Annotated in this window: 20 protein-coding genes; 4 read left to right on the top strand and 16 right to left on the bottom strand. The window is 38.9% G+C overall.

What is annotated here, in order from left to right:
* Positions 1-150: 150 nt before the first annotated feature.
* From HMPREF3002_RS03975 to HMPREF3002_RS03900, 15 genes are all read right to left on the bottom strand, one after another.
* Positions 151-786, bottom strand: a complete 636-nt coding sequence (locus HMPREF3002_RS03975; RefSeq protein WP_070665350.1) for a Pr6Pr family membrane protein — start codon at positions 784-786, stop codon at positions 151-153.
* Positions 787-830: 44 nt separating this feature from the next.
* Positions 831-1166 carry a zinc ribbon domain-containing protein YjdM gene (locus HMPREF3002_RS03970; RefSeq protein ID WP_070665349.1) on the bottom strand — a complete coding sequence of 112 codons (336 nt, stop codon included), beginning with the start codon at positions 1164-1166 and terminating at the stop codon, positions 831-833.
* A gap of 128 nt (positions 1167-1294) precedes the next feature.
* Positions 1295-2047: an HAD family hydrolase gene (locus tag HMPREF3002_RS03965; RefSeq protein WP_070665348.1), complete on the bottom strand. Its 753-nt coding sequence runs from the start codon at positions 2045-2047 to the stop codon at positions 1295-1297.
* Positions 2022-2426, bottom strand: a complete 405-nt coding sequence (locus HMPREF3002_RS03960; protein ID WP_003016342.1) for a PaaI family thioesterase — start codon at positions 2424-2426, stop codon at positions 2022-2024. Before HMPREF3002_RS03960 ends, HMPREF3002_RS03965 begins: the two co-directional genes overlap by 26 nt.
* A gap of 83 nt (positions 2427-2509) precedes the next feature.
* A complete protein-coding gene (locus HMPREF3002_RS03955; RefSeq protein WP_070665347.1) occupies positions 2510-3607 on the bottom strand; it encodes a hypothetical protein in 1098 nt (365 codons plus the stop codon).
* Positions 3608-3610: 3 nt separating this feature from the next.
* Positions 3611-4315, bottom strand: a complete 705-nt coding sequence (locus HMPREF3002_RS03950; RefSeq protein ID WP_070665346.1) for an ATP-binding cassette domain-containing protein — start codon at positions 4313-4315, stop codon at positions 3611-3613.
* A 317-nt stretch (positions 4316-4632) separates the two neighbouring features.
* Complete coding sequence (locus tag HMPREF3002_RS03945; RefSeq protein WP_176745564.1) at positions 4633-5100, bottom strand: 8-oxo-dGTP diphosphatase; 468 nt, start codon at positions 5098-5100, stop codon at positions 4633-4635.
* A gap of 634 nt (positions 5101-5734) precedes the next feature.
* Complete coding sequence (locus HMPREF3002_RS03935; RefSeq protein ID WP_070665345.1) at positions 5735-6169, bottom strand: hypothetical protein; 435 nt, start codon at positions 6167-6169, stop codon at positions 5735-5737.
* Positions 6170-6351: 182 nt separating this feature from the next.
* Positions 6352-6705, bottom strand: coding sequence for a diacylglyceryl transferase (locus tag HMPREF3002_RS03930; RefSeq protein WP_070665344.1), 354 nt, complete (start codon positions 6703-6705; stop codon positions 6352-6354).
* A 103-nt stretch (positions 6706-6808) separates the two neighbouring features.
* Positions 6809-7432, bottom strand: coding sequence for an NAD(P)H-dependent oxidoreductase (locus HMPREF3002_RS03925; protein ID WP_070665343.1), 624 nt, complete (start codon positions 7430-7432; stop codon positions 6809-6811).
* A 93-nt stretch (positions 7433-7525) separates the two neighbouring features.
* Positions 7526-8023: a GNAT family N-acetyltransferase gene (locus HMPREF3002_RS03920; RefSeq protein WP_070665342.1), complete on the bottom strand. Its 498-nt coding sequence runs from the start codon at positions 8021-8023 to the stop codon at positions 7526-7528.
* A 14-nt stretch (positions 8024-8037) separates the two neighbouring features.
* Positions 8038-10026 (bottom strand): excinuclease ABC subunit UvrB, encoded by a 1989-nt coding sequence (uvrB, locus tag HMPREF3002_RS03915; RefSeq protein ID WP_070665341.1) that lies wholly within the window; start codon positions 10024-10026, stop codon positions 8038-8040.
* A 253-nt stretch (positions 10027-10279) separates the two neighbouring features.
* Positions 10280-10969, bottom strand: a complete 690-nt coding sequence (locus tag HMPREF3002_RS03910; RefSeq protein ID WP_070665340.1) for a hypothetical protein — start codon at positions 10967-10969, stop codon at positions 10280-10282.
* Complete coding sequence (locus tag HMPREF3002_RS03905; RefSeq protein WP_176745567.1) at positions 10950-11762, bottom strand: hypothetical protein; 813 nt, start codon at positions 11760-11762, stop codon at positions 10950-10952. Before HMPREF3002_RS03905 ends, HMPREF3002_RS03910 begins: the two co-directional genes overlap by 20 nt.
* A 1-nt stretch (position 11763) precedes the next feature.
* On the bottom strand, positions 11764-12474 hold the full coding sequence (locus HMPREF3002_RS03900; protein WP_049496324.1) for an ABC transporter ATP-binding protein: 711 nt from the start codon (positions 12472-12474) through the stop codon (positions 11764-11766).
* A gap of 158 nt (positions 12475-12632) precedes the next feature.
* On the opposite strand from HMPREF3002_RS03900, the gene HMPREF3002_RS03895 reads away from it, so the two are divergent.
* Positions 12633-13304: a response regulator transcription factor gene (locus HMPREF3002_RS03895; RefSeq protein WP_070665338.1), complete on the top strand. Its 672-nt coding sequence runs from the start codon at positions 12633-12635 to the stop codon at positions 13302-13304.
* Positions 13289-14362 carry a sensor histidine kinase gene (locus HMPREF3002_RS03890; RefSeq protein WP_070665337.1) on the top strand — a complete coding sequence of 358 codons (1074 nt, stop codon included), beginning with the start codon at positions 13289-13291 and terminating at the stop codon, positions 14360-14362. The genes HMPREF3002_RS03895 and HMPREF3002_RS03890 overlap by 16 nt, the downstream gene beginning before the upstream one ends.
* Before the next feature lie 102 nt (positions 14363-14464).
* On the opposite strand, the gene HMPREF3002_RS03885 is transcribed toward HMPREF3002_RS03890, so the two are convergent.
* Positions 14465-15403, bottom strand: coding sequence for a CPBP family intramembrane glutamic endopeptidase (locus HMPREF3002_RS03885; protein WP_070665336.1), 939 nt, complete (start codon positions 15401-15403; stop codon positions 14465-14467).
* A 262-nt stretch (positions 15404-15665) separates the two neighbouring features.
* Between HMPREF3002_RS03885 and HMPREF3002_RS03875 the strand changes: the two genes are divergently transcribed.
* Together HMPREF3002_RS03875 and HMPREF3002_RS03870 are read left to right on the top strand one after the other, a co-directional pair.
* Positions 15666-17849: an amino acid ABC transporter substrate-binding protein/permease gene (locus tag HMPREF3002_RS03875; protein ID WP_070665334.1), complete on the top strand. Its 2184-nt coding sequence runs from the start codon at positions 15666-15668 to the stop codon at positions 17847-17849.
* On the top strand, positions 17849-18589 hold the full coding sequence (locus HMPREF3002_RS03870; RefSeq protein WP_023918276.1) for an amino acid ABC transporter ATP-binding protein: 741 nt from the start codon (positions 17849-17851) through the stop codon (positions 18587-18589). The genes HMPREF3002_RS03875 and HMPREF3002_RS03870 overlap by 1 nt, the downstream gene beginning before the upstream one ends.
* The last annotated feature ends 87 nt before the right edge of the window (positions 18590-18676 follow it).

Raw genomic sequence — 18676 nt, 5'->3', positions numbered from 1 at the left:
TCTCCTTGCCTGCCTCACGGGACAGGATTAAAGGATTTATTTAATTGAGATAACTATATCACAGTTTCAAACGACATGCAAGAAAAAACTCAACATTTTTCAAAAAAATTTAAAAACATGACTTTACGTCCGAATAATGTTCGGTTTTTACTAAGAAGCAGCCGATTTCCGCTTGATATTTTTCATCCCATAGAGCACATAGCCAGCTAAGAGGTAAGCGATAAAAATGATCACCACCCATTTGCCCACAAAGGCCCAGCCGTATTTATTCACATTGATAAAGAAATAGGCAAAGGGACTATCTTTTGCACCTGGAATTGGCCACTTCAAGACCAATCCATTGAGAAGGGCAAAGAGCATGTAAGCCAGGGGAATCGAGGTCCAAAGGAAGGGATCGAGCTTACGGTATTGCTTGGCTTTATCAATCACTAGAGTATCAAAGAAGAACATCAAAGGAACGATGTAATGACAGAGGAAGTTTTCCAAACGATAAAACTTCTCTGGTGTCGCAATAGGCGCCAACATAAAGTGGTAGATGACACAGGTGATCATAATGGACATGGTAACTGCGCCTTTCATACGAAGGTAGCCCTGAGTCTGGGTCGAACGACCTCGAACCATGCGCCAAACCATGTCTCCCATAAAGAACATGACCAACATGTTAGATAAAATGGTGTAATAGAGCATCATGCCAAAGCCACCATGCTTGGTCAGTTGCAGATAAACACCGAGTACACTTAAGATAAACAATAGAAAACGATAGCTAAATAATAGTTTGAATTTCATAGTATCCTCCTGAAAGAAAAGGGGCTAGGCCCTTCTTCTTATCTTTAGATTTTCTTCACAAATTCTGATTTGAGTTTCATTGCACCAAAGCCATCAATCTTACAATCGATGTTGTGGTCTCCTTCCACGATACGTATATTTTTCACGCGCGTACCTTGTTTCAAATCTTTCGGTGCACCCTTCACTTTCAAATCTTTGATCAAAGTCACTGTATCGCCATCAGCCAATTTGTTTCCGTTGGCATCAATCGCTACGACACCCTCTTCTTCTTCGACCTCAGCTGGGTTCCATTCATACGCACACTCTGGGCACACCAAGAGCGCTCCATCTTCATAGATGTATTCAGAGTTACATTTTGGACAGTTTGGTAAGTTATTCATTTTTATCTCCTTATTCAAATTAACTTTCATAGTATACCATGAAAGCGAAAATTTGACAAATCCTGCTCGACTGTAGCATTTTCAAGAAAAAAGGAGGCGACTTGGCCTCCCTACATAGATAATATTTTTCAATCTTCCTGCAATTCTTGAATATCTCGAATCACGCGCACACCTGCTTGATTCTGCTCTCGCAGTTCAACATCAGAGTATGGGAAGGTATTGATCAAGATACTCTCCATCCCGATACTTTGGGCAACAGCAACATCTGTCGTAAAGTCATTCCCCACCATGACCGTTTTCTCAGGGTTCAACTGGTGTTCTTTCATCACTTCCAAGAGGAACTCGGGCTGAGGTTTACGAATACCTGCATCAGATGACAAGTAAATGGCATGGAAAAGCTCTCTAAAACCAACCAAATCAATCTCCGGATTGGTAAAATCTGCTTGGGCATTGGATAAGAGAAAGATTCGGCAACCTGCAGCTTTCATATCCTCTAATACTTCTTTCGTATGAGGATAAAGCTCCAACCGCTTGCGAGAAAGGACACGGAAAGTCCGCGAAATCAAACGTCCCCACTCTTTGAGGTGGACAACACTATTCCCGCTTGGATGGCCTTCTAAATACAATTGCACAAAGATAACCGTCAGATCAATCTCAGGGTAGGCAACTTGTTTTTCCTTAGCCAAGTCTTCTTCTGCTTGTTGCACCAACTCTCTATAACGCAGGCGCAGTCCTTCTCCTGTGTAGCTTGCCCCGTAGGATTGGTAGATCTGAGCCATGGTATCCCATAAAAGGGGACTCGACTCATCCGTTTCGATGTCGACCAAGGTTCCATAAAAATCAAAAATATAGTTTTTAAATGCGTACTTGTGCGGATTCATCTCTCACTCCCGTAACAAACATCGTAAAGGTTGCCTTGCAGACATTGGCCCCGTCTTGATTGGTAATATCGACATCCACAACTCGAGTCGTCCGTCCACTGTGGACACATTCGCCATGGATGGTCAGGACATCACCCAGACGCCCTGCTTTCAAGTAATTGATCGAAGATTGCAAGGTTACCCCATCGACCCCTTGAGAAACCACTACCAAACCACTGACTTGGTCACACAGGGTAAAGAGATAGCCTCCGTGCGCATTTCCATAATAATTGAGCGATGATTCCACGACCTTGGTTGTCACCACCACATGGCCATCTCTCATCTTTTCGATTTCATAATTTTCAAATGCAGCAATTGCATCAAAGTGAAAATCTTTCATATACTTGCCACCTTTTCTAGCATCTTTTCAACTCCTCTATCATACTACAATTAAGAAGCAGATACAAGCAAAGGGGCAATTCCTTAGAAGCAGAAAAGGAGACTCCAACTAAGTAAGAAGACGATACTAGGAACAATGTATTTTCTTGGGTGCTTCCAACATTCTCTCTTTAAATTCCATTTTCTTAAAGGGAAATAGATTTCAATCAGTAAGTGCAAAACAGCTTCCACTACTGCTAGAATCATCACTCCTAGTAAAAATAGGATCCCCAAGTCAGGCATGACCACCATTTTTAATAAAAGAGCAACAAATAGATTGACAGATAGGAAATAGGTCAGCAACACACGGTAATACATCAGGTAAAAGAACCGACTCTTAGGGAGAGACTTAACATGATCGATCAAATCTTTATCAGCGGAAATGAGAGTGGTTAATGGCGTATTGACAGAAGCAATCGTTAACAGGATGATGATTTTTAAAGGAGCCTCATAATCCTGTATCAGAATGAGAAGGAGGAAGATGAGAGTAAAGACAAAATTGATGGAAAAATAGCGCTCTTGAAACAAGGAAATCCAAAAATAATTTCCACTTCTTCTCTTTGAAACGAGTAACTGATCATTTTTTGAAATCGCGATCAAGTCCTCATTTTTAAAAATTAAGACAGCAATGAAGGCTGAAAGTAAGATCATATAGGGCACTTGTTGGACCCATAAAGAAGATACTGTAAGAACAGTCGTTACAGAAATGAGCACTCCTCCTAGAAGACTTGGCCTTGTATTGAACTGGATAAAGACATAAAACACACTTAGTATCACTAGGAAAGAAAGGAGGGCGAGCTTAATGGATTGCAGCAGGTCTAACCTGACTCCCAAAAAGAGAATCAATAACAGCACGCGCTCTAGTAAATTGAGAAGAAAGGTTACCGTCAGAAAAGACCCTTTGAAACGATTGAGAGACAAAGGAAGCTGGTAGTAGGCCTGGACCCTGTCCATCGAAAAGTAGGAATAGAGCAATTGAAAGGTTGATAGAGCAGTAACAATAGCCGTACTGATCAACAAGACTTGAAAGCTCGTAGAAAATTTGGCCCCAACAAGATGGTAATAAAGAGCAAAGGCTAAGGAAGTCAAGAACAAGATGAGCCGATTTTTGGACACCAAATCTCTAAAAATTGCTAGTAGCATGCTCTACCCCCTCTGACGATTGACGTCATGAAACCAATCTTCTAAATTCGATTCGATCGCGTCTAGGTGACCATCTTCAATAGAATAAGCTGTTTCACAGACCCGAACGATACTCTCTGCAATATGCGAACTCATCAGAATAGAGCCTTCTTCTTTATACTGCAATAGCAAACCATATAGAAATTCTGTCGCATCAAAATCAAGGCCATCAAATGGTTCGTCCAAAATAAGGAGAGGAGGTTTGAGATAAAAAGCTGTGATCAAGAAGACTTTCTTCTTATTTCCCGTTGACAAACTACCAATGTCGGTGTTGAGAAATTCTTCAAAACGAAAGCCTGAGATCAGGTCCTGCAATAACGTTTCATCTCTCTTTCGATGATACAAACGACAGACAAAATTAAAGTAATGAACAAAATCCCAGTTTAAAAAACTATTGTTTTCAGTAAAAACTGTGTAGGTACGGCTCTTATAGAAATTCGTATGAAAAGAGGTTGCCTTGTCTTCTATAGTAACAGTCTCAACTGCATACTGCCGATGATCAAAGACACTACTTAAAGCTTTTAGCAAGGTTGTCTTCCCAGCTCCATTTCGACCAATCAACCCGACTACAGAATGATTGGGTACAAGCAAATTCGTATCTTTTATAATGGGCTTGTCTTTTTTATACCAAACGTTTAGCCCCTTGATGTTTAAACACTCACTCTTCATCGACGCACTCCTTTATAAAGGTAAGAAGCCCCAACCAAAAGCAACAGCAAAGCGTATAACCATTCCTTTTGAAATGCAAAGACTAAGGCACCGATCAAGAAGCAAATTCCTATAAGGATTCTAAATTGTAATTTCATATCTTGCCTTCTTTCTATTCACAGTATGAAAGATTACAATTGTATTTTATGCTTATACTATAGTACTTTTTCTGAGCAGATTCAAGCACGAATGGAATATTCTCAGTGCTTTAGGCAACATTTTATCTTTGAAGAGAAATTTGAAGAGAAAAAAGAACTAGATACCTCTAGCCCCTTTCCTTAAAATCTTAATTTTTCCCAGTCGTCGTCTGTCCGTTTGCGATAATAGTACTCGGATAAATCTGGGTCTTCCATCACTTCCAGCAGAGGAAGCATGTCGTAGGATAAGTCCAACTTTTCTAATTGGTCCTTCTCAACCCAAGAAACTTCTCCTTCTTCAGACGATCTGAGCTGGCCTGTAAATTCTGTTGCTTTGTAGCAAAAGACAATATAGCGTCCTCCCTCATCTGGCTCCCAGTCTTTGACTGCAACCAGTTTTGGATCTGCAATTGTCAGTCCTGTCTCTTCGTAGACTTCACGAATGACGGATTCAGCAAGACTTTCTCCTTCCTCGATATGGCCACCTGGAAAAGCATGGCCAGCCCAGTGAGTCTTTTCAGGTGAGCGGTATTGGAGGACTACTTTCCTATTTTCAAGATCTTCGACCATGCAAAGATTGCACAGTATAGTAGGCGTTGTACGTGACATATATTTCCTTTCTATGATATTGACAATTAATCAATATAAACTTTCTTCTCTATTTCTTTCTTCGTGCCAAAGAGATTGATTAATTCATGGTAAGCTGGGAATTGCAATAAAGGCTGTTCGTATAAAAAAATTACATCACCTTCCAAACGATAGTTCATGATTGAAAATTCAACAGTTGAGGCTACCTGAAATATCGCGAAACTAACCATAAAAATACCAAATCCAACTATAACAGTTAGGAAATGGAGAAAGGTATGAGTTTCTTTAAATGACCTTTTTTATAAAAAAACCATGGGTGAAAAAATATAGTGATAAATAGTAAAGAAAACCATTTGTTCAACAAAAAATGAATAAACGATAAACCTAAACTTTGCAAATATATCTGTCCAATCCAAATCACAAAAAATAGGAGATATAATACAATAAAAAACACATTTAGTCACTTTTACATGATTGAAGCTCATTTATACCATTGCTTTGTTTTTTCATTATACTTCTATCCCTTACGGGAAAAAACAGCAAAAGTTTAAAAATACTTTCTACATTCTCTTGGTTCCTAATGACAATCTTAACCGTAATCTGTACATACAAATGAGATAGATGAAATAATGAATAAGAAAAAACAACTTTCTGATTAGTACCCTTCATCACTATATTTCGCTTTTATTTTCATAATAAAAGGATTGACTAGTTCATAGTAATCACGACTTCTTATAGGGATCACCCCATGGGGAATTTCAACATAATTCCCTTGGATTTCCGCACTATGATAGATTGGAGGGATCATAGTATTTTCATTATCGGAAAAGGACAGGCATAGAAAACCCCAAAAAAATAAAGTAAAAATGAAACTAAAAATGAATGAGAAAGCATGAACCGATTCAGCTCCACTCTTTTTATAAAAGTTGCTCCAAATATGGCAAAATAATACGAAAAACAGAGAGTCAAACCACAAACTGCAGAGAATCGGAATAAAGGATAGACCAAAAACAACCAATAGTAATTCAATGACTAAAAAAATTAGAGAGAATAAATAAAACATTTTAAAACCATTTAACCGCTTAAGCATAGAGAAGCCTCCTTATTTAGAAATGCTGTAACTAACTATATTATAAAGTTAATTCAGAGGTTCGTCAATGTGCATTGAGTGGATACCCTCATTTGAGAATTTTCACTTCCATTTCTGGTGGGTTACTAATTTCTAAGGACAAAAAAAACTCCGCTTTCAAGGTTGAAAGTGGAGTTTTTCCCTTAAATAAAGATCAACAGAATATGGACTGCCAACCGTAGCCAATGATCAATGAGAGGCGTTTCCGGATTACTATTTTTGCTATCTAAGAATAGGCTAAGAGATAACAAAAGCAAAGCAAGGGCAATAACTAGTTTAAGAGATAGCATCATACCTCCAATAGCAAGAGCCGCTAGAAAGCCCAAAAATGGCAATGGACTAAATAAAAATGCCAAAAATCTGAAATAGAACATAAACAAAGAGAGAATCAATAGGCCGTAAACAATTACCTTAGTAAAAATAGAGACCCTTTTTCCTTCATTTTTCATTTTGGATAGTGAAAGAACGACATAGATCATATAGATAAATAGCAGCATATTGAATCATCCCTATGTTTTATAAATTATATTAATAGTTTAACTAAAACCTATTCAAAATACAACTAAAGACACTAACTTATCAGTAGTCTCCCATCTCTGATCAAAGTTTCTTCACTTCTGCTGCGACCTTTTGGAAATGCTGTTCCCGAATGCTAGCAGTGTTCACATCCCGTCCAACCTCTCCCAAGATACACACGCGTTTGGTTTTAATCCCACAGTGGTTCAAGACGGCATTTTTCAAAACAGAAATGCCATAACTATCAGGAATGTTGAGAGGGCCTGAAAAGATCTTGTACCACCAAGTAGGCGCCATGGAGGTCGCATAAATACTGGCTGTTTTTCCTTTGAGCAACTTCTTGAATTGCTTGCCTCTGAGGTAATTCCAGATAAAGCTTCCCTGATCATTGGCCGAGTAGGCAATCCCCGGTGTAAAGACCCGGTCGATCCAGCCCTTCATAAGGCTCGGCATACTACTCCACCAGATGGGATAGACAAAGATCAGGTGATCCGCCCACTGGATCCATTCTTGAGAACGAAGGATAAAGGAATCTTCTTCCATCCGTTTTCGGTAGCCGTAGCGAAGGACCGGGTCAAAGTCCTCTTCATTGAGACTGATCACTTGGAGCTCGTGGCGATTTGAGTCAATAGTTTTGACAATGGTTTGAAAAATGGCTTGACAGTAGCTTTCCTTATCAGGATGCCCATTGATCACTAAAATTTTCATTCGTCTTCTCCTTCATCTCTTTGGTTCATTCTATCTCATTTATTTTTTTACTTGATTAATTGATAATGGTTCATAGATTGATAGATAGGTCCTTTAGGAAGTTTTATTTGTAGAACACATCATCCGCAACTCCTTAACAGGTTTTCCAAGTTCAAGTATTTTTTCTTGGCCATCAAAAGTAAAACCCATTTTTTGATAGAAAGCAATGGCTCGCTTATTATCTTTCAATACCCATAAATAAATTTCAGAGAAATGATCGAGAGCAGCAAATGCAGCATGCATTAACTGTTTACTCACACCTTTTCCATAGTAATCTTTTAAAACATATAAGGCGATGATTTCACCAGCTTGAATGGCTTCATCACAAAAATTTCCATAGCTGATAAATCCAACGACCTTCTTTCCATCCATCGCAATCAAGGTATTTTCTGGATACTTTTGACTAAAGAAACGACATCTATCTAATGTCATCGTCTCCTGATATTCCGCGGGTAAAAGATCGTCATAAGCCTCTCTCCACGTTTGCCAATGAACGAGAGATTTTCCTTCTATCTCTTCAGGAGTTTCCATTGTTTTAATGATAATCTTCATTCGCTTTATCCTATCTAATCCAAAGCCTTGATTTCCAACATCATATCGCGGATCTGTGCTGCCAATTCGAAGTCAAGCACTTCGACGGCTTCTTGCATTTGGCCTTGCAGTTTCTTGACCAGTTCCTTGCGCTCTTGGCGGTTGAGACTGGTAATATCCACTTCCTTGTCCTCTTCCTTGGCCACCGCCTTGGTAACAGAGATCAGGTCACGGATTTCCTTCTTGATGGTTTGTGGAACAATGCCATGTTCTTCATTATAAGCCATCTGGATTTTCCGACGGCGAGCTGTTTCATCAATGGCTTTTTGCATAGACTGGGTCATGGTGTCCGCATACATGATGACGTGACCCTCACTATTACGGGCTGCACGACCGATGGTCTGAATCAATCCGCGTTCATTACGGAGGAAACCTTCCTTGTCAGCATCAAGTATAGCAACTAGACTCACTTCCGGTACGTCAATCCCTTCACGAAGAAGGTTAATACCGACCAAGACATCAAAAACGCCCAAACGCAAATCACGGATAATCTCTGTCCGCTCCAAGGTCTTAATGTCCGAGTGCATGTATTTGACCTTGACCCCCATTTCCTTGAAATAGTCGGTCAAGTCTTCTGCCATCTTCTTGGTCAGGGTAGTGACAAAGGTCCGCTCTCCACGTTCTACACGCGCATTGATCTCACCCAAGAGATCGTCCATTTGTCCCATGGTAGGGCGCACTTCCACCTCAGGATCGAGTAGACCTGTCGGACGAATGATCTGCTCGATGACAGTATCGGTTTGTTCCATCTCATAATCACCCGGTGTCGCTGACACATAAACGATCTGGTGGACATGGCTTTCAAACTCTTCCCGACGCAGTGGCCGGTTATCCAGAGCAGACGGCAAACGGAAACCATAGTTGACCAGCATTTCCTTGCGCGAGCGGTCTCCATTGTACATGCCCTTGATCTGTCCCATAGTCATGTGGCTTTCATCGATCATGATGAGGAAATCTTCTGGGAAGAAGTCAAGGAGAGTGTAAGGAGGCTCTCCTTCACTCCGGCCATCCATGTGACGGGAGTAGTTTTCGACCCCATTGGTGTAGCCCATCTCCCGTAGCATTTCAATATCGTACTCAGTACGTTGTTTCAGGCGTTGAGCTTCCAAAAGCTTACCTTCTTTTTCAAAGACCTTCAACTGCTCTTCTAGTTCCGCTTGAATCTTGTCAATGGCTACTTCCATATGGTCATCATTGGTCACGAAGTGAGTGGCTGGGAAAATAGCCAAGTGGTCCACTTCACCAAGGACTTGACCCGTCAAAGCTTCAACCTCACGGATGCGGTCAATTTCGTCCCCGAAAAACTCCACCCGGAAGGCATGTTCATCACGAGAAGCTGGGAAAATCTCGACCACATCTCCTCGAACACGGAATTTCCCCCGTTGAAAGTCGATGTCATTGCGCTCAAACTGGATGTCCACCAGGTCATTGAGTAGTTTATCACGAGAAATCTCCAGACCTGGACGCAGACTCACTACGCTATCGGCATATTCCTTCGGCGAACCCAAACCGTAAATACATGAAACAGATGCGACAACGATGACATCGTTACGCTCTAACAATGCTGATGTTGCTGAGTGACGAAGCTTGTCAATCTCATCATTGACCGAACTATCTTTTTCGATATAGGTATCGCTAGAGGGCACATAAGCTTCTGGCTGGTAGTAATCGTAGTAAGAGACGAAGTACTCGACCGCATTTTCTGGGAAAAATTCCTTGAACTCCCCATAGAGTTGCCCTGCTAGGGTTTTATTGTGGGCGATGACCAAGGTCGGTTTATTGACTTGGGCAATGACCTGGCTCATGGTATAGGTCTTCCCCGTACCAGTCGCCCCCATCAGGATTTGGGCCTTTTCTCCACCCTCGATGTTATCTACCAACTGTTCAATGGCCTGCGGTTGATCCCCAGACGGTTGGTATTTCGATACTAGTTTAAATTTGTTATCTGTTACTCGATTAATCATCTCTTTGACCTCACATATATAGACCTTATTTTACCATAAATCACTAGAATTCTCTGAGATGAGGAATGAAAGGGAAAACAACATATTACAAAATAATTAATTGGACACGCATTAGCGTGAAAACTAAACAAGACTCTCGCATTTACTTCGAAAGTCTTGTCTTTTATTCTAAAACCATGCAATACGTAATAAACATCAGTGTCCATGATATACAAAATTAGCAAGGTTTGCTCATCAGTATCATTTTTATTTACTACTTAACTTCTTGATTCCTTACCAAGAAGTAGAGAGTTGCTCCAAGTGAACATACAAATCCAATAATGTAAGTACAGAGTTGCAAATAGGAAGCTCTCCCTAATATTGTATCTGCAACAATATTATAAAATAGGTAACTAGTCAATGGTTCCACTACTCTTTCTATGAATGGTTGTACTAAAATAGGAAATAGCAATAAAATAGCTAAACTCCCCATTGGACTTTTGAAAAAATAACTTAAAAAGTAAGAAATCAAAAAGTATTGGATGGAGCCAATCAAATAGAAGCTGAAAATTTCTAAACTGACACCATTTTCGCTACTAAAAAAATGAAACCATATAAGCAATACAATGAAATACAAGGTTGATTGTAGTACTACATCACATAACTCTACGAACAGGATCCTAATTGAACTTAAGATCCTTTTTCCACTTACCAAATAAACTAGTTTTGTTTCGTGTGATTGTAACTCAACAAATGCATTAACACACCCTATACTAACAGAGAGCATTGAGGCAAAAACAAGAGCTTGCTTTATAGATAATTGTACAACAGTATCATTGATTGAAACTGGTAACACACCGAAGAGACACACAAAACCTATCAAAAGTGACTGTATAGCTATCTGGTACTTTACGGGTTTTAAACTATATTTTTTGACGATAAGACTAAATAATATTCTTGCCATTCTTCCTCCTCATTCGAATCATTTCTACAACCATTATGAACACCAAGAACAAGATCCCTTCTACTACTAAAAGTGTAAAGCCGTACAATTGGCTCGTTTGAGTCCCTTCAATTCGACCAAATGCAAATGACTTTGCTCCAATCAAAGGCAATAGATTTTCTATTTTAGAGGAAATTCCTCTTAGAATACCTGATAAGGTGATTACCAATAATAAAACGTCTGCAATTAATGCAGTCATTGATTTTTTCGTTATGATTACGAAAAGTAAAGCTAATAAAGTAAGAACGATTGCAAATATCATAACTCTTACCGTGACATCTAAAAACAATGTCAATTCTAATAAATTCTTTAGAGTTGAATCTAGAAAAACGAATAAAATAACAGCGTTTACTATAGAAAATATTAAAGTAGAAAGTAACGATAGGACAATCGAACTTGCAATAAACCCAGTAAGACGAACTTTCCAGTTAGGAATCAATAACTGGCTAAAATAATCATCACCAAATTGATAATGGGTTGAATAAACAAGTGAAACAAGAATTGGCAAGAAAATAACACTTGCTTGGTAGGGTGAAGATAAGAGAGCATCCCTGACTGTATACACTGGATTCGATGATAACATAGATGGATCAAGGTTAACCGCTTGTCCATTTCCTTCTACTAAGGCATTTATCACCTGGATATTTTGAATTGAAAAAAATATGCTAACTCCCAAAATAAGAAAAAAAGTAACTTTAAAAGTAGGTAAACTACTATATTTATAAAGGTCACTAAAAAAGGAACGCTTCAACAAATTATTCACCTTCTTTCCCTTCGAGTGCTTTAAAATATGCTTCCTCAAAAGAGCCAAACTGTTTCAAAATATCTTTTGTAGGAGCATCAATAACAATTTTGCCATTAGAAATACCAACCAAATGATCTACAGTTAATTCTAACTCACTCATATAATGACTTGTCATTAAGACAGTTTTACCTTCATTGACAAAAGATTGTAAAAAATTACGTACCCAGCGAATTCCTTCTGGATCTAGTCCATTGATTGGTTCATCTAAAATTAAGATGTCAGGATTTGCTAATAAGGCTGTTGCTAACCCAAGACGTTGCTTCATTCCTAATGAATAGTCTTTTACCTTTTTATTTTTAGCTTCACTTAACCCCACCAACTCTAAACATTCCTTGCACCTATTTCTATCAACCCCACAAGCCAACCCAATCCACCGAAGATGCTGAAATCCTGTTCTGGTTGGGTAAGGTTGGCAACTGTCAAGGAACGATCCAACAATACAAAAAGGATTATCTCCCAATTGAGAGTATTTTTTGCCATTGATCAATGCCATTCCCATTTGACTATTTTCTAAGCCAAGTAAAATTCTGATTAAAGTTGATTTTCCAGATCCATTCGGTCCAATCAATCCAGTAATCTCACCTTTCTTAGCTTTGAAAGACACGTTTTGAAGGACAATTTTATTATTATATTCCTTATGTAGCTTTTGAATTGTTATCATTCATTCTTTTTCCCTTCTGACTTTTAGTGAAATTCCACCTTCACTTGGAGCAAGTATAACAGGAGAAAATCAGGAAATTCTCAGAATAATTATTTTTTTTATTTTCAACAAATTACATTCTATATTTGCTATAATATGCTCATATAATTGGAGGAACTATGAAGTATAAAATTTTAGCCATTGACGATGATGAAAAAATCTTACGATTAATAGGGAATGCATTAGAAGCAAACAACTTTCACGTGGAAACTCGTAAAAATATAGAGGAGATCAATATCTGTGACTTTACTGGATTTGATCTAATTTTACTTGACGTCATGATGCCTATTTCTGGTTTAGATATTTGTCGTTCCATTCGTCCACAAATTGCTACTCCAATCTTATTTCTAACCGCTAAAGATTTTGAAGAAGATTTATTAAAAGGAATACAAGCCGGAGCCGATGATTACATCACAAAACCATTCAGCATTAAAGAATTGATTGCAAGAATTCAAATGCATCTTCGTAGAGAAGAAAGATCTCACCCTGCCTCTAAAGAAGAAATGAATTCAGATATTACTTTTTATCGAGATCGTCAAGAAGTTTATTATCAATCAAAGAGAATATCACTGACCAAGAGAGAGTTTGATTTACTTTATCTTTTAGCCAAAAATGAAAACCGAATATTTAGCATAGAAGAACTTTACAATTATCTTTATCCTGTAAGCTCTGATGCTCAACTACGGTCAATCACCGAATACATCTATCAAATTAGACAAAAATTTAAGATTCATCAAATTGATCCCATCAAAACCGTTTGGGGAGGAGGATACAAATGGAAAAAGAATTGACAATCAAGCAACTCATTAAGCGTACCTACCTTAAAATCATTTGGCAATTTCTTCTATGTCTTATACTTTTTTACATAGTTCCAGCTCTTCTATCTTCTGTGTCTGGAATTAATGAGAAAAATGCCAATCACTTTGCTTTATTTTTTAGCGTCAGTTCTTGGATTTATCTTTGCATCATTTTAATTGTTATCATTGTAATAAATATTAGACAGTTATTAACCAAGATTCAAAAAGAAATGAACATGGTTTATCATAGTGGTCTATATTTCACAAAAAATGAAAATCACCATTTGCAGATTAAAGAATTTATTGAAACAAATGAACTGATCGAAAAAATGCAATCTGATATAAAAAATAGGATTGAACATGAAAAAGAACAAAAAAAAGAACTCATGTTTCAAGTATCTAGCGCTGCACATGATCTTCGAACTCCTCTAACTGTCATCAGAGGAAATGCTGAATTCTTACAATCTACCGAGCAAACACCTCAAGTAATGGAATGTCTAAAAGATCTTGAGCAAGCAAGTATTCAATTAAACGATTATTTTAACCACTTCATCCAATACTCCAAAACCTTTTACGACCATGATATTCAACTTGAAAACATATCAATTAAACAAGTAATTTATCAATTACAGGAACATATCTCACCTTTACTCCCCAAAAATACACATTTTATTTTTACAAACACAGTAACTCCATCAACACAAATTGCAATTCATTCCAATCTATTTTTCCGAGCAATCACAAATATCATTAATAATGCAATACAACATCAAAAAGAAAATGATGCACAAATCCAGCTAACAATTTCACAAGAAAATAGTCAATTAGTTCTAACTATATGGAATAACCAATCTAATTTTTCAAAAAATATATTACAGAATGCTGGAAATCTTTTCTATAAAGATGACCAAGCAAGAACACCCTCTCAAGAAAGTCACTATGGACTTGGTTTATCTTTCGTAAAACGCGTCATGAAACTTCATAATGGAACGATGCATTTAGAAAATATTAATCATGGTGCACAAGTCAAGCTAATTATTCCCATTATATAAAATAAGCCGAACTCATCAATATGTGTTCGACTCAGAAGGCAGACAAACGTCATTTTTGGTGTTTGTCTTTTTCATATATGACTTTCAGACATTACACAGAGGTTAGTCATCAAACTTTTCTTTCCTCTCCCCTAAGCGATATACAATCACTAGGGATACAAGAAGAACCAGAGTGGTGATGATTGATCCTTCTGCTCCAAATGCCCCTCCGGTCAACCAGACAGGTCCATCTCCCATGGTAAAACTAAAGATAGACGCATCTGCGCCTGTGCCACTGACTTGAAAACCAAGGAGATTTCCTTGTACATAGTTCCAAGTGCCGTGTTGGGCGACCACTAGCCAGATACTATCCGTATAGATAAAAAGCAGACCAGCCAGCACTCCATCGAGGATGATATTCAGAACGGATAAGAAGGTCACTCCTGCATTTCCCATATGCAGAATGCCAAAGAGACTACTAGAAATCGCGATCGCTAAAGGCAGATTAGTTCTTGCAGCAATCCGAGTCAGAAGCCAACCTCGCGTCGCTACTTCTTCCGTCCCCCCTTGCAGAAGCCAAAATGGAAATAATCCTAGGATAAAAAGCAAGGGCTCTAAACTCAGCTCATTTAACACAAAAGACCCGATGCCACTTACTTGGTAGACAAGCGCGATCACTCCCATTTGAACAAGTGAAATCATGATCCCCCAGACTAGATACTTGAGCCAATTTCTTTTTACAAAGCCTAAGCTTGATAAAGCATTCTTCTCTATGACCTTCACCCAAAAAATAAAGAGAAATAGTATGATTACAAAACTGAAAAGCTCATAATAGAGAAGATAATGGTAGAAAAATTCTTGAATACTTGCTGTCCCATTTCCTGGCGAAAAGAACTCCACTAGAAAACCTATCACTAAGGAAAATGGCCCCACAAGTTCACTACCAATCCAAAGGCCTCCTTCTATAAAGAGAGATGCTAATAATACATAAAATAGTATAGAAATAAGAACTGGCCATGAGGTGTTAGTTTTTATATCCTGAATCATCTTTCCTTTCTTCATGATCAACCTCCATTTATCTGATAGGTCCATTGTAGCAAAGAAAATCTAGAGCTGCAATATCGTTTCATGTAAGAAAACCTAACACGAAAACTCGATTTTTCTTGCAAAGCAACGTCTTTTCTGATATAATAGCTCTTGTAGAAAAACATAAGACCATTCATACTCGTTTTGGTATGAATGATTTGTTTTTTTAAGGCCATCCTTTGGTCAATGTGCTCATGGGTCAAATACCCAAAGAGAAAAGAATTTAAAGGAGACAGAAATGAAGAAAAAATTACTAGCATGTTTGCTTTTCTTATTTCCATTCGTTGCATTCGCTGGTCATGCTCATGCTGAGACGATCAAGGTCGTTTTCGATACAGCGTATGCACCATTTGAATTTAAGGATTCAGATCAAACCTATAAAGGAATTGACGTAGAAATCTTGGACAAGGTCGCTGAAATCAATGGCTGGGATTTGGACAAATCCTTCCCAGGATTTGATGCAGCGGTCAATGCAGTTCAAGCTGGTCAAGCGGATGCCATCATGGCAGGGATGACCAAAACAACAGAACGTGAAAAAGTCTTCACCATGTCTGATACTTACTACGATACAAAAGTTGTCATCGCGACTACGAAAGCCGATAAAATCACGAAGTACAGCCAATTAAAAGGGAAGACAGTCGGTGTCAAAAACGGAACTGCAGCCCAACGCTTCCTCGATAAAAACAAGGACAAGTACGGCTACAAGATCAAGACTTTTGATACTGGTGATCTCATGTACAACAGTTTATCAGCTGGTGCGGTCGATGCGGTGATGGATGACCAACCTGTTATTCAATACGCCATTCAAAAGGGGCAGGACCTAGCTATCAATATGGACGGGGAAGCAGTCGGTGGCTTTGCCTTTGGTGTAAAAAAAGGTGGAAATCATGAAAAGTTGATCACTGAATTTAACAAGGCTCTCGCTCAAATGAAAGCTGATGGAACACTTGATAAGATCATCAAGAAATGGACTGGTGAAAGCCAATCATCAAGTAACAGTACCGTTCCAGAAACAACTACTCCTGCTGGTCAAAAAGCAACTCCTAAAAAATCAAAATATGTAATTTCAAGTGACTCATCTTTTGCACCATTTGTCTTCCAAAATGGAAAAAACAAATACACAGGAATCGATATGGACTTGATCAAGGCTATTGCCAAAGACCAAGGATTTACCATCGAGATTAATAATCCTGGATTTGACGCAGCGGTAAGTGATGTCCAATCCGGCCATGCGCAAGGAATGATCGCAGGGATGACCGTAACAGATGCTCGGAAAGAAACATTTGATTTTTCTGAACCATACTACACGGCCAATTCTATTCTAGCCGTTCAAGAAAGCAGCAAGATTGATTCATATGATGACCTAAAAGGAAAGACAGTCGGTGTTAAAAACGGTACTTCCTCACAAAACTTCCTTGAAGAAAACCAAAAGAAATATGGTTACAAGATCAAAACGTTCTCTGACGGAGCTTCTATGTACGATAGTTTGAATTCTGGTTCTGTCGCAGCGATCATGGATGACGAACCTGTTATCAAATACGCTATTAAACAAGGACGTAAATTCAAAACACCTATCGAAGGAACTCCAAGTGGTCAACTAGCATTTGCCGTTAAGAAGGGTGAAAATCCTGAATTGATCGAAATGTTCAATAACGGTCTTGCAAACTTGAAGAAAAGCGGTCAATACCAAAAGATTCTCGATAAATACCTTAAAGCAGATAGCAAATCAAGTACTTCAAGTACAACAGCAGATGAAACAACGATCTGGGGCTTGCTCCAAAACAACTACAAACAATTGTTAAGTGGTTTGGGTGTCACTCTTGCCCTTGCCCTTCTCTCTTTCGCCATTGCTATGGTGATCGGTGTTATCTTTGGGATGTTTAGTGTTAGCCCTTATAAATGGCTCCGCTGGACAGCGGAAATCTTCGTCGATGTCATTCGTGGAATCCCACTCATGATCCTCGCTGCCTTCATCTTCTGGGGAATTCCAAACTTGATTGAATCGGTCACAGGTCATCAATCCCCAATCAACGACTTTGTTGCAGGTACCATCGCCCTCTCCCTCAATGCTGCTGCCTATATTGCAGAAATTGTTCGTGGGGGGATCCAAGCTGTACCGATTGGACAGATGGAAGCCAGCCGAAGCCTTGGGATCTCTTATGGTAAGACCATGCGCAAGATCATCTTGCCACAAGCAACCAAACTCATGCTTCCAAACTTTGTTAACCAATTCGTCATTGCCCTGAAAGATACGACTATCGTTTCTGCGATCGGATTGGTAGAACTCTTCCAAACTGGTAAGATCATCATCGCTCGAAACTACCAAAGTTTCAAGATGTATGCGATCCTTGCCGTCTTCTACCTCGTGATTATCACCTTGCTAACACGATTTGCAAAAAAATTAGAAAAGAAGGTTAACTAATGGCTAAATTAAAAATTGATGTCCATGACCTCCACAAATACTATGGTGAAAATGAGGTCTTAAAAGGAATCTCAGCAAAATTCTACGAAGGGGATGTGGTCTGCATTATCGGACCGTCTGGTTCTGGTAAATCGACCTTCCTTCGTAGTCTCAATCTCCTCGAAGAAGTTACAAAAGGACAAATTACCGTAAATGGCTATGATCTAACCGATCCAAAAACCAATGTTGATTTGGTCCGTGAAAATATCGGGATGGTTTTCCAACACTTCAACCTCTTCCCTCACATGAGCGTCCTTGAAAACATTATGTTTGCGCCAGTAGAGCACAAACTGATGACCCGTGAAGAAGCTCAAAAAGTCGGGATGGAATTGTTGGAAAAAGTTGGACTCGCAGATAAAGCCGATGCCAATCCAAACAGCCTTTCCGGTGGTCAAAAACAACGTGTGGCTATCGCACGTGGACTTGCCATGAATCCAGATATTATGCTCTTTGACGAACCTACTTCTGCCCTTGACCCTGAGATGGTTGGAGATGTATTGAACGTTATGAAAGAATTGGCAGAGCAAGGCATGACCATGATCATCGTTACCCACGAGATGGGATTTGCCCGCCAAGTAGCCAACCGCGTCATCTTTACCGCAGACGGTGAATTCCTCGAAGATGGCAAACCAGACCAAATCTTCGACAACCCACAACACCCACGTTTGAAAGAATTCTTGGATAAGGTTCTAAACGTTTAAAAAATAGTGGTTTTTGAAGCATCTAGCAATTTTGCTAGATGTTTTTTTAGACGAAAAAAGAGGCTGGGACAAAAGTCCTAGCCTCTC

The sequence above is a fragment of the Streptococcus sp. HMSC065E03 genome (genome assembly GCF_001815045.1).
In the GTDB taxonomy this organism is placed as follows: domain Bacteria; phylum Bacillota; class Bacilli; order Lactobacillales; family Streptococcaceae; genus Streptococcus; species Streptococcus parasanguinis_AD.
The sequence above is the reverse complement of the archived record's forward strand: the minus strand, read 5'-3'. Positions and strand labels throughout refer to the sequence as shown.